At 56.7% G+C, this 11,329-nt stretch carries 11 protein-coding genes and 1 pseudogene; 7 read left to right on the plus strand and 5 right to left on the minus strand.

The features are described 5' to 3' along the window. Positions 1-57: 57 nt before the first annotated feature. Positions 58-1,936 (plus strand): annotated as a pseudogene (locus MUU47_RS07190) (potassium transporter Kup). Positions 1,937-2,074: 138 nt separating this feature from the next. Next, entirely contained in the window at positions 2,075-3,355 is a 1,281-nt protein-coding gene (locus MUU47_RS07195) for a DUF445 domain-containing protein (RefSeq protein ID WP_258987494.1), read from the plus strand. 132 nt (positions 3,356-3,487) lie between these two features. Here the strand turns inward: MUU47_RS07195 and MUU47_RS07200 are convergent, their stop codons facing one another. From MUU47_RS07200 to MUU47_RS07215, 4 genes are all read right to left on the minus strand, one after another. Then, positions 3,488-4,561, minus strand: a complete 1,074-nt coding sequence (locus MUU47_RS07200) for a DUF2955 domain-containing protein (protein WP_258987495.1) — start codon at positions 4,559-4,561, stop codon at positions 3,488-3,490. Further along, positions 4,551-5,618 carry an HlyD family secretion protein gene (locus MUU47_RS07205; RefSeq protein ID WP_258987496.1) on the minus strand — a complete coding sequence of 356 codons (1,068 nt, stop codon included), beginning with the start codon at positions 5,616-5,618 and terminating at the stop codon, positions 4,551-4,553. The genes MUU47_RS07200 and MUU47_RS07205 overlap by 11 nt, the downstream gene beginning before the upstream one ends. 11 nt (positions 5,619-5,629) lie before the next feature. Beyond that, a complete protein-coding gene (locus MUU47_RS07210; RefSeq protein WP_258987497.1) occupies positions 5,630-6,088 on the minus strand; it encodes a MarR family transcriptional regulator in 459 nt (152 codons plus the stop codon). Positions 6,089-6,208: 120 nt separating this feature from the next. Next, a complete protein-coding gene (locus tag MUU47_RS07215) occupies positions 6,209-6,370 on the minus strand; it encodes a DUF1127 domain-containing protein (RefSeq protein ID WP_258987498.1) in 162 nt (53 codons plus the stop codon). Between the two features lie 178 nt (positions 6,371-6,548). On the opposite strand from MUU47_RS07215, the gene MUU47_RS07220 reads away from it, so the two are divergent. The 4 genes from MUU47_RS07220 to MUU47_RS07235 all read left to right on the plus strand — a co-directional run bounded on the left by MUU47_RS07220 (position 6,549) and on the right by MUU47_RS07235 (position 9,339). Then, positions 6,549-7,961, plus strand: coding sequence for an aminotransferase-like domain-containing protein (locus MUU47_RS07220; protein ID WP_258987499.1), 1,413 nt, complete (start codon positions 6,549-6,551; stop codon positions 7,959-7,961). A gap of 100 nt (positions 7,962-8,061) precedes the next feature. Then, positions 8,062-8,448 carry a VOC family protein gene (locus MUU47_RS07225; protein ID WP_258987500.1) on the plus strand — a complete coding sequence of 129 codons (387 nt, stop codon included), beginning with the start codon at positions 8,062-8,064 and terminating at the stop codon, positions 8,446-8,448. Positions 8,449-8,579: 131 nt separating this feature from the next. Beyond that, positions 8,580-9,185, plus strand: a complete 606-nt coding sequence (locus tag MUU47_RS07230; protein WP_258987502.1) for a DUF3300 domain-containing protein — start codon at positions 8,580-8,582, stop codon at positions 9,183-9,185. Between the two features lie 28 nt (positions 9,186-9,213). Further along, positions 9,214-9,339 carry a hypothetical protein gene (locus tag MUU47_RS07235; RefSeq protein WP_258987503.1) on the plus strand — a complete coding sequence of 42 codons (126 nt, stop codon included), beginning with the start codon at positions 9,214-9,216 and terminating at the stop codon, positions 9,337-9,339. A gap of 71 nt (positions 9,340-9,410) precedes the next feature. Here the strand turns inward: MUU47_RS07235 and MUU47_RS07240 are convergent, their stop codons facing one another. After that, entirely contained in the window at positions 9,411-10,307 is an 897-nt protein-coding gene (locus tag MUU47_RS07240; protein ID WP_258987504.1) for a LysR family transcriptional regulator, read from the minus strand. 88 nt (positions 10,308-10,395) lie between these two features. Between MUU47_RS07240 and MUU47_RS07245 the strand changes: the two genes are divergently transcribed. Next, positions 10,396-11,172 (plus strand): NAD(P)H-dependent oxidoreductase, encoded by a 777-nt coding sequence (locus MUU47_RS07245; protein WP_258987505.1) that lies wholly within the window; start codon positions 10,396-10,398, stop codon positions 11,170-11,172. Positions 11,173-11,329 lie beyond the last annotated feature (157 nt).

An 11,329-nucleotide genomic window follows, 5' to 3' on the forward strand; every position in this document is an offset into this window, starting at 1 on the left:
GCTATAGTGTAAAAAGGTCACATTCACCCACAGGATGTTTTCATGGACCAGACGGCACTGGCGACGGAAAACAACACAGCACAAAAACCGCCTAACGCGATTCTGCTGGCAGGCAGCGCACTCGGCGTGGTGTTCGGCGATATCGGCACCAGCCCGCTGTATACCCTCAAAACCGTCATCCTCCTTTCCGGCAGCAGTCCGACTGCCCGGCATTATTCTCGGTCTGCTGTCGCTGATTATCTGGACGCTGCTCCTCGTCACGTCGATAAAATACGCGGCCTTCGCGATGCGTTTTGATAACCGTGGCGAAGGCGGGATCATGGCGTTAATGTCGCTGTTGCAGCACAACGGCAAGGGCCGGGCGCTGATCATCTTTGCCGGACTGCTCGGCGCGGCGCTGATTTACGGTGATGGCGCCATTACGCCGGCGATTTCGGTGCTGTCGGCGCTCGAGGGGCTGAACATCGTATTCCCCGAAGCCCGACATCTGATCTTGCCGGGCACCGTGACCATTCTGGTAGCGCTGTTTGCCATTCAGCCCTTTGGCACGGCCAAAATCGGCATCGTGTTCGGCCCAATAATGATGCTGTGGTTCCTGGTGATTGCCGGGTTAGGCATCTGGGGGATAGGCCAGCATCCGGCGGTGCTGATGGCGATTAATCCGTATTACGGCGTGCATTTTTTGCTGTCGCACGGTTTCGTCAGCTTTCTGGTGCTCGGCGGGGTGTTCCTCTGCGTGACGGGGGCGGAAGCGCTGTACGCCGACATGGGCCACTTTGGCAAAAAGCCTATCTGGATTGCGTGGTTTGGCCTGGTGTTCCCGAGCCTGCTGCTGAACTATGCCGGGCAGTCGGCACTGCTGCTGTCCGGTGGGGATATTTCGCACAACATCTTCTTTCGCCTGTGCCCACCTGCGCTGCAAATCCCATTGGTTATCCTCGCCACGCTGGCCACGATTATCGCCAGCCAGGCGATCATTACCGGTGCGTTCTCGATGACACGCCAGACCATCCAGCTCGGCTGGCTGCCGCGTTTGCGGATTAAACAGACGGCTGAAGAAAACTACGGCCAGATTTACATCGGTATCGTCAACTGGCTGCTGATGGTGGCGACGGTGTTCCTCGCTGTGTTCTTCCGCTCGTCCGAGAACCTCGCCGCCGCGTACGGTATCGCGGTGTCGTTAACCATGCTGATGACGTCCGGGCTGCTGTACGTCGCCATGCGGCGGATTTGGCACTGGAACCGCACCGCCAGCGCGCTAGCCGCCCTGCTGTTCCTGACCATTGATATCTGTTTTCTGATCGCCAATCTGATTAAGGTGCTGGAAGGCGGTTATATTCCGCTGCTGCTGGCCGCCGTGATTTGCTGCGTGATGGTTATCTGGCATCGCGGCCACACCGCCACGCTGCGGGCGCTGAACGATACCGGCATGGACACAGAGACCTTTTTCGACAAACTCCGCGAGCACGATATTCCCCGCGGGCCAGGCGCAGCGGTGTTTTTAACCCGCTCACAAAGCGGCGTTCCGCCGGTAATGCGCTGGCATGTGATACGTAATCGCGCGTTGCAGCAGCAGGTGATGGCCCTGACCGTCACCATTCTCAACGTGCCACACATTGCCAATGTGAACCGGTTGGTTATCCGTAAAGCCGCGCCCGGCTACTGGCGCGCGGTGGCCTATTACGGCTTTATGGAACATCCGAACATCCCGGCGTTACAGTACGAAATCAAGAAACGAAACTGCCCGTTTGACCTGGCCGACGCCACGTACTATTTGGGTCATGAAACCCTGGTTGGGCGCGAAGACGGAGAGGGTATCGCTCAGTGGCAGCGCCGCTGTTTCGCGTTCATGGTGCGCAACTGCACACACGCCACGCACTATTATCAACTGCCGGGCGATCAGGTGGTGGAGATCAGCCGCCGCGTAGCGATTTGATGCCAGGCTTTGTACTCCCCCGCCGTCCCGCTCTATGCTTATACCCGTCATACTTCAAGTTGCATGTGCGTTGGTTGCGCTCGTTCACCCCAGTCACTTACCGCCTTCCTGCAACTCGAATTATTTTGGGTATATATCATGGATAAATTAGCTGAACTCAAACGCGCCAAACTTTTGGCGCTCTCATTACTGCTCATTGCGGCAGCCATTTTCGTGACTACGCTGTTTCTGCCCCCTGCGCGGTGGGTCAGCGCGCTGAAAGCCATTTCCGAGGCGGCGATGGTCGGCGCCCTGGCAGACTGGTTCGCCGTGGTGGCGCTGTTTCGTCGCGTGCCGCTGCCGTTCATCTCTCGGCATACGGCGATTATTCCGCGCAATAAAGACCGGATCGGCGACAATCTCGGTCATTTCGTGCAGGAAAAATTTCTCGACACCCAGTCGCTGGTGAATTTAATTCAGAAGCATGAACCGGCGTTGATGATGGGCAACTGGTTCAGCCAGCCCGAAAACGCCCAGCGCGTGGGGCAACATCTGATTAAGGTGATGGGCGGTTTTCTCGAACTGACCGATGATTCGCGCATTCAGGGCCTGCTTAAACGCGCGGTGCATAAGGCGATTGATAAGGTTGATTTAACCGGCACCAGCGCGCTGATGCTGGAAAGCATGACCAAAAACAACCGGCATCAGACGCTGCTCGACGCGCTGATTACGCAGCTGATTGCCCTGCTCCAGCGCGACAGCAGCCGCGAATTTATTGCCCGGCAAATCATTCACTGGCTGGAGAAAGAGCACCCGCTGAAGGCCAAAATACTGCCGACCGAATGGCTCGGCGAACACAGCGCCGAAATGGTCACCGAGGCGGTGAATACGCTGCTGGACGATGTCAGCCAGGACAGCGCGCATCAGGTGCGACATGCTTTTGATAAAGCGGTGAGAAAGCTTATCGACAACCTGAAAATCGATCCCGAGATGGCCGAGAAAGCGGAGAACATCAAACGCTACCTGAAAGACGATGAGACGTTTAACCGCTATCTGGGGGAAGTGTGGGCCGATCTCCGTCAGTGGCTGAAGAACGATCTGCAGACCGAGGATTCGCGCACGCAGAAACGGATTACGGAAGCCGGAATGTGGCTCGGCGAAGCGCTGGTGACGGACGGCGCGCTGCGTGCCTCGCTGAATGAGCATCTCGAACAGGCTGCACGCCGCGTGGCGCCAGACTTCGCCAAATTCCTCACCCGTCATATCAGTGACACAGTGAAAAGCTGGGACGCGCGGGATATGTCGCGTCAGATTGAGCTGAACATCGGTAAGGATCTGCAGTTTATCCGCATCAATGGCACGCTGGTTGGCGGCACGATTGGCCTGATCCTGTGGCTGCTTTCCCAGCTCCCGGCGCTGGTGATGCCATTAATTCATTAACGCTGTGCCCGGCGGCGCTACGCTTGCCAGGCCTACAAAACCGTATCCCCAATAAGCATCAGCGACATCGGTTATGTAGGCTCGATAAGCGTCAGCGCCATCGGGCAAAAAAAACGCTTACCGATCTGCTACTCACGCGTTCGGGTTATTCACCACGAACCGCGTGACGGCGAAGCGGTTGAGGATGAGATGAACCAGAAACACCATCGTTAGCGTTACCAGCAGCGACACCGTGACCGACACCACGCGATAGAGATCGCTGAACACCAGATCCTGTTCGGGATGGAGATTCTGCCCAAACATGATCCCGATGGTGGTGATACTGGCAAATCCGACGCCTGCCCCCACTTTTTCCATCACGTGCAGGCGGGCACTGAACGCCAGCCCGAGGCCAATCAGCGGCATCATCAGCAGCATATGGCTGCTGTGATCGTAGAGGATCAGCTGCACCAGCAGAATATACAGACAGGCCAGCACCACTCCCACCACGCGCCAGAGTGAGCTCAGCACCGCCCCGCGGTAATGCATCGGAAACAGGATAAGGATCCCCGCCATCAGCGCCGACAGTGAATCACTGAGGTCGCAGACCTGGAAAATCACGAAGATAGCCGTCGCCACCGTGCCGGACAGCAGGGATTCATGGCGCACGCGCGCCGCATTCTTTTCAATACGCGGTGGCGGCTGGCGCGGTTCGACGTCGGGCAGCAAAAAGTGCATCAACGCGCTCAGGCTAACCGCCATGACGCTGGCTTCCATATTGGACGACAGCAGCGTGTGCCAGCTGTTGGCGGGGTAGCTCATAAAATTGAGCATCACGCTCTGGCACACCACGCCCATCGAGCCAAACAGAAACAGCGGGCCCTGACTCATAAAGCGAAAACGCATCACGTAAAGCGCAAATACCACCAGCGTCATGACGATCGGCCATTGCGAAAGATAGCCGATGATCAGCACCATTTCGACACAGTTCAGCACCGCGCTGAAGATAAACTGCATCGCGATATGACGGTTAAAAACCGGCACCAGCGACAGCAGCATCACCGGATAAACCACAAAAAAGACGCCGTACTGCACGTTGTAGAAGGTGGAAATGCTGAGCGCAATCATCCCCGCGAAGACAATGCGCAGCGTCTGGCGAAAATCATTGGCGCTGTAGACGATGTTGTCGTGCGGGGTAAAAACCCGCGCCAGGGTGTTAATAGACATAGTGCAGCCAGCTTACGAGGTGAATTTGCAGGCCGGAGAAAAAGCGAGCCAGCACACCTTCGCTGTTATACAGCTGCACCGTGGTGCGCGCGCCGGTCGGCAGCGTTTTGCCAATCGGCTCATCGAGCGCCACGTGAATGCGCATCCGCTGGGCATCGCGCACCCAACGGTTGGACTCTTCCGGCTGCGAAAGCTGTCCACTGACTGCTTCCTGCCCGGCCAAAATCCCGGCATCGCTGCTGGTCACATGGGCGCGGAAAACCTTGCCTGGCAGCGCGTCAAAGACCACCGCCGCGTCGGTTCCGGGCTGCGTATGCCGCAGGCTTTTCTCACGGAAATCCGCCACGATATCGGTCTCGTCGTTCACCACCGCCAGCAGCGCGGTGCCCGCAGAAGCATACAGGCCGGAGCTTAACTGCAAGTTACTGACGGTGCCCGCCGCTTCCGCATGGATTTTCGTCCATCCCAAATCGAGCTGCGCCTCTTCCAGCGCGTTGCGGTATTTTTGCAGCGTGACGTTGCGGTCATCGTGGCGTTCACCGCGCTGAATCTGCAAATTATGAATACTCGCGGTGAGTGAACTCACCGACTGTTCGCTGTTTTGCCACGCGGTGCGGACGTTATCCAGGTCCTGCTGCGACACGTTTTGCATCGTCGCCAGACGCTGATAACGACTCAACGTTGCCTGATTATTGCGGGCGGTGATTTGCGCGGTTTTAAGATTGGCCTGCTGGGAAGCGATTTGCGCGTCCAGCTGCTGGTTGGTGAGCTTCGCCTGTTCCAGTGCTATCTGCGCCGCCTGCACCTTATTGATAAACGGCGTCGGGTCCAGCTCATACAAGAGATCGCCTTTTTTCACCGGGCTGTTGTTATGCACGTAGACGTGGGCCACATAGCCGGAAACGCGCGATGACACAGGGGTCACCACGCGCATGACGGTGGAATCCGGCGTCAGCGGGATCCAGATATCCGCCACAATGAAATAGACAAACATCAGCAGGAAAGAGGCAATACTCACCCTTACCCAGCGGGCAAATTTTTGTTCGGGGCTCATCATTTTTTTAGGTCTTATTTAATGTCGTCGCGGATGTTCCGCATATTGCAGGCGAGTTGGTTAAGCGTGTTGCTGAAGGCATCCATGACGTCGGCAGGTATATTTTCCGTGACCCGCTGTTGGCAGCTTTCGATAACGTGAGTCAGTCGTTCCAGCACTGCACGGCCTTTCGGGGTCAGCATTAACAAGCGGCAGCGTTTGTCATACGGCGATATCGTACGCAGCAGATAGCCCTGTTCCTCGAGATGTATCAGCGTGCGCATCAGCGGCGGCAGTTCAATACCCTGCACTTCCGCCAGCTCGCTGATTGAGACGTTATCACCCAGTTGTTGCAACTGCATCAGCGTCGTCCAGCTGGACTGCGTCAGGCCAGTGTCGGTTATCGCGTTGTCGATAATGGCTCGCCACTGGCGCACCACCATCGCCATGCGCATGCCCATCGGGCGGCGGGCGAACAAAGCATCTTCAGTCATAGGGTCTCCTTAACAAGGCAGGAGAAGACTAATACTTACCCTGATAAGTATCAAGAAACGTCTTAACAAAAGAGCATGGAATGCGAAATAAAAACCCGGCGCTCAGGCCGGGTGATGCAATCAATAATCCTCGCGTCGCAGCCCAACGTCCTTCAGCTGCGCATCACTGAGCCGGTCCAGTTCCCGCCGCGTTTTCCAGATACGCCAGGTTTGCCGCAGCCAGCGGCCCATCAATACGTAGATTTGAAATGGCGCTTTCGCGCGATTCTCATGAAATTCCATCCTGCACCTCCTCACGCTGTCAATGACGCTATTTTCGCCGGGAGAAGGGTTAACAATACAGATTCAAATTGTACTTTTATTTAACATACAGATCCGCTAAAACAGTATCTGCACGGCATTTTTCATGCCAATCTGTACTGGTTTTGCCATCTGTATGGCATCAAATGAGGATACAGCGATGACGCGTTACCAGCATCTGGCGAATCTGATCGCCGAACGGATCGAACAGGGGCTGTACCGTCATGGCGAGAAATTACCGTCGGTGCGCGCGCTCAGTCAGGAACACGGCGTCAGTATCAGCACCGTGCAGCAGGCCTATCAGACGCTGGAAACGCTCCAGCTAATAACCCCCCAGCCTCGCTCTGGCTATTTTATCGCGCCACGTAAAGCCCAGCCGCCCGTGCCAGCGATGTCACGCCCGGTGCAGCGCCCGGTGGATGTCACCCATTGGGATCAGATCCTCACCATGCTGGATGCGCGCCACGACAAATCGATAATCCCCTTCGGCGGCGGATCGCCGGATATCACCCAGCCGAGTCTGAAACCGCTCTGGCGTGAAATGGCGCGCCTTGTGCAACATCATGCCACCGATATTTTCAGCTATGACGAACTCGCTGGCCGTCGCGAGCTGCGTGAACAAATCGCCCGCCTGATGCTCGACAGTGAAGCGGTGGCCAGCGCCGACGACATTATCATCACCAGCGGCTGCCACGCGGCGCTGGCGATTGCCCTGCTGGCGGTGTGCAAACCGGGCGATATCGTCGCCATTGAATCGCCGTCGTTTTACGGCACCATGCAATTGCTGCGCGGTTTCGACATTAAAGCGATTGAGATCCCGACCGATCCACAAACCGGGATCAGCGTAGAAGCCCTGGAAATGGCGCTGGAGCAGTGGCCGATCAAAGGGGTGATTCTGGTACCGAACTGCAACAATCCGCTTGGTTTTATCATGCCGGATGCCCGTAAACGTGCGGTGCTGGCGCTGGCTCAACGCCACGATATCGTCATTTTCGAAGACGATGTTTACGGTGAACTGGCGAACGATTATCCCCGCCCGCGCACCATCAAATCCTGGGATATCGACGGCCGGGTGCTGCTGTGCAGCTCATTTACCAAAACCATCGCGCCTGGCCTGCGCGTGGGCTGGATTGTGCCAGGGCGTTACCACGACCGGGTGCTGCACATGAAATACGCCGCCACCGGCACCAATGTGCCGACCACTCAACTGGCGGTCGCGGCATTCGTGCGCGAGGGGCATTACCACCGCCACATGCGCCGGATGCGGCAGATTTATCAGAGCAATATGGAAACCTACACCTGCTGGCTGCGTCAGTATTTTCCGTGTGGAATTTGCGTCACCCGGCCCGAAGGCGGCTTTATGCTGTGGGTCGAACTGCCGGAAATGGTCGATATGGTGTGCGTCGCAAAACAACTGTGCGAGCTGAAAATTCAGGTAGCGCCGGGCACGCTGTTTTCCGCTTCCGGCAAATACCGCAACTGCCTGCGCATCAACTGCGCCCTACCAACCACCGAGAAACACCGCGAAGTAATGGAAAAACTCGGAGAAGCCATTCATCTGGCGATGGAATAAACGTCGAGTTACTGCCGGGATCACAACCTGAAGAGGGCAAGGTTTGAGTCGGAGAGTTGTCGCGGCATACTCGGGAAAACAACGGATTATGGAGATAAAAATGAAGATTGCGCACGTGGCACTGTGGACCCACGACCTGGACGCACAGGCAGTATTCTGGCAGCGCTATTTCGACGGCACGCCGAATGAGAAATACCTCAGCAAAAATCGTCCAGGATTTGCGTCGTATTTCATTACTCTGGCGGATGGCCCAACGGTAGAACTGATGACCCTGCCGGAATTGCCTGACGCCCCGGAGAACCGCGAGTTTTGCGGCTGGGCGCACATCGCGCTGAACGTCGGCGACAAGCAGGCGGTGGATGTGTTGTCGGCGAAAGCGAAAGAAGAAGGCATTCTGAAAAGCGGCCCGCGCATGACCGGCGACGGTTATTACGAAGCGATCATCCTCGATCCCGATGGCAACATGATTGAGATTGTGGCGGGCTGATCATTACCTTCCTCACAGCAGCGGCTCCCTTTCTGAAGGCTTCAAAGTCTCAAATAAAACCAATGATCCGTTGAGCCGCCAGGGCGGATCAGGTTCCATAGCACCTGACGATTTTTTTTGACCCGGTGCTTATGATGAACAACCGTTTTGTATTATGCAGCGTGCTGGCGTTAATCCTGCCGCTGGCGGGTTGCGACCAGAAAGCCCCCAACACTCCGCCGCCGACGCGGCAGTATGGCACGCCGGGGGTTATCCCGAACCCGGTAATCGGCGCCGATGAACTCTATTCGCTGGTTTCCCCGATTGCGCTCTATCCTGACAGCCTGCTGGCACAGGTTCTGGCGGCCAGTACTGCGCGTAATGATGTGGCGGTGGAATCCCTGGCCTCTTTCCCGGACGTGCAGGAGCAGATGGTTAACAATCCGCAGTGGACTAAATTCCTTGGCGTAGCCTATACCCGCCAGCCGCAGGACGTGATGAACGCGGTGCAAATTTTGCGTGCCAGAGCGCAGCAGAACGGCGCCCTCAAAACCTCACCGCAACTGCGGGTGCAGTCGACCGCGGCATCGGCATCGGCGACGGCGAGCGCCGGGAAAGCGGTTCCTGCTCCCGCGCAGACCATCACCATCCAACCGGCGCAACCTGGAGTCGTTTACGTGCCGGTGTATCCGCTAACGGTTTATGGCAAACCGCGCGTGATTTACTACCCAGGGTACGTACCACCGCCGTCTAAATAGTGGGTGGCTCTTTGCCCGGTGGCGGTGTTTGAATTCAGGTATTACGCTGGCCGCTGAAACACCGACACAACCAGAAGAAATGAACTCTGCGTTGAAATTGGATAAAGAACAAAAACAGAAGCGGGTTAAGCTTTATCAGCATGGTGATATGTAATTTCCCTGCCGGAGGGGACGATCTGCTTCCCTCCCGTTCTGCCCTTCAACACTTCGCGAGTCACTTACCGGTCATTTCAACGATTCCGTCACTCTTTGACGCATCCAGCGGTGCCCTGCATCGCGGTGCTGCCTCTCGTGCCAGAGCATCAGCATTTCAAATCCTACAACGTCAACCGGTGGCTCGACGGTCGTTAACCCGGCCACGTTTCGCGTAAGCCGTTCCGGCACGACCGCAACCAGATTGGTTTTCAACAGCGTCTCGACCAGGAATAAAAAGTGCGGGACTGACAACACCACGCGACGCGACAACCCGCTACGGGCCAGCGCATCGTCCGTCGCCGCCCAAAATCCACCGCCATCCGGCGAGACCATCACCTGCTCAAGCTGACAAAATTCCGCCGCCGTGAGGGGAGATTGCAACATTGGATGCTGCTCTCGCCCGGCTAACACGTAGCGCTCGTGGAACAAAGACCGCTGATGCAACGAATCCGGTGCGCCGTCGCGGGTATGAAAAATCAGGTCGATATCGCCCTGCTCCGCCTGACGCAAAAAGCGCTGGGTCTGCAACTCATACACCGCGAGACGGGAAAGCGGTGCATCCTGGCGCAGCCCTTCCAACATTGGCAGCAGGATGGCCGTCGCCATATAGTCAGTGGCCGCCACGCGCCAGGTGAGCTCCGCCTTCGCCGGATCAAAGGCCTCGACGGGCGCTACCACGGCCTCCAGCGTACTTAGCGCCTGACGCAGAGGTTCGCGCAGCGCATTGGCTCTGGACGTAGGCTGCATGCCACGCGGGCCAGGCAACAGCAGCGGATCGTCAAAAAACTCCCGCAGCTTAGCGAGCTGGACGCTCACCGACGGCTGAGACAGATTGAGCCGCCGTGCCGCGCGGGTCACGTTGAGCTCGTCAAGCAGCACCTGCAGCGTCAGCAGAAGATTAAGATCCAGTCGGGTGAAATTAACCATAAAAATACCTGTTATTGCAGTAATGAATTTCTACTATAACCACGGATTACATACCCTACTGAGACTTTCACCAGACAGGATATTCGTTATGAACGTACATATCGTCTTCGCCCACCCGGAACCCCGCTCGCTCAACGGACAATTAAAGGATGATGCCGTCGCGCATCTGCAACGATCGGGGCATCAGGTGCAGGTTTCCGACCTCTACCGGATGCAGTGGAAACCGACGCTGGATGCGCAAGACACCATCGCGCCACTGCGCGGGGAGAGATTTAACCCCATCACCGATGCGCGCTATGCTTTTGATAATGCGATGCAAAGTTCAGACATCGCCGCCGAGCAGGAAAAACTCATCTGGGCCGATGTCGTTATATTCCAGTTTCCGCTGTGGTGGTTCTCCATGCCGGCCATCATGAAGGGCTGGTTCGACCGGGTGTATGCCAACGGGTTCGCTTATGGCGTGGGTGAACACAACGAAACACACTGGGGCGACCGCTACGGCGAAGGCACGCTGGCGGGCAAACGCGCCATGCTGCTGGTCAGCACTGGCGGCTGGGAATCGCATTATTCTGCGCGCGGCATTAATGGCAGCATCGACGACATACTGTTCCCCATACAGCACGGCATGCTGTTCTACCCGGGGTTTGACGTCCTGCCACCGATGCTTATCTACCGCGCCGAGAAAACCGACGACGCACGCTATATAGAATATCGCCAACAGCTTTTACATCGACTCGACACACTCGATGAAACCCCGCCGCTACCGTTCCGTCGCCAGAACTACGGCGACTACGAGATCCCATCGCTGACGCTACGGCCGGAATTGGCAGAAGGGAAAAGTGGATTGAGGATGCATATGGAGTGAATGTGAAAGGATTGCTTTGGTAAATTGGGGGTGTAGTGGCACACTGAATTTGGCCACCTGAACAGAGGTGATATGCTCACCTCAGAACAACACAGGTGCACCAATGAAAAGAAAAAATTTTAGTCCTGAATTCAGACGTGAGTCAGCCCAGTTGGTT

Origin of the sequence: Scandinavium hiltneri (assembly GCF_024764835.1) — a bacterium.
GTDB classification, from domain to species: domain Bacteria; phylum Pseudomonadota; class Gammaproteobacteria; order Enterobacterales; family Enterobacteriaceae; genus Scandinavium; species Scandinavium hiltneri.

Excerpts from the sequence above, each read along its gene's own strand:
- MUU47_RS07195 (WP_258987494.1), top strand. The coding sequence starts at position 2,075 with ATGGATAAATTAGCTGAACTCAAACGCGCCAAACTTTTGGCGCTCTCA.
- MUU47_RS07200 (WP_258987495.1), bottom strand. The coding sequence starts at position 4,561 with ATGTCTATTAACACCCTGGCGCGGGTTTTTACCCCGCACGACAACATC.
- MUU47_RS07205 (WP_258987496.1), bottom strand. The coding sequence starts at position 5,618 with ATGATGAGCCCCGAACAAAAATTTGCCCGCTGGGTAAGGGTGAGTATT.
- MUU47_RS07210 (WP_258987497.1), bottom strand. The coding sequence starts at position 6,088 with ATGACTGAAGATGCTTTGTTCGCCCGCCGCCCGATGGGCATGCGCATG.
- MUU47_RS07215 (WP_258987498.1), bottom strand. The coding sequence starts at position 6,370 with ATGGAATTTCATGAGAATCGCGCGAAAGCGCCATTTCAAATCTACGTA.
- MUU47_RS07220 (WP_258987499.1), top strand. The coding sequence starts at position 6,549 with ATGACGCGTTACCAGCATCTGGCGAATCTGATCGCCGAACGGATCGAA.
- MUU47_RS07225 (WP_258987500.1), top strand. The coding sequence starts at position 8,062 with ATGAAGATTGCGCACGTGGCACTGTGGACCCACGACCTGGACGCACAG.
- MUU47_RS07230 (WP_258987502.1), top strand. The coding sequence starts at position 8,580 with ATGATGAACAACCGTTTTGTATTATGCAGCGTGCTGGCGTTAATCCTG.
- MUU47_RS07240 (WP_258987504.1), bottom strand. The coding sequence starts at position 10,307 with ATGGTTAATTTCACCCGACTGGATCTTAATCTTCTGCTGACGCTGCAG.
- MUU47_RS07245 (WP_258987505.1), top strand. The coding sequence starts at position 10,396 with ATGAACGTACATATCGTCTTCGCCCACCCGGAACCCCGCTCGCTCAAC.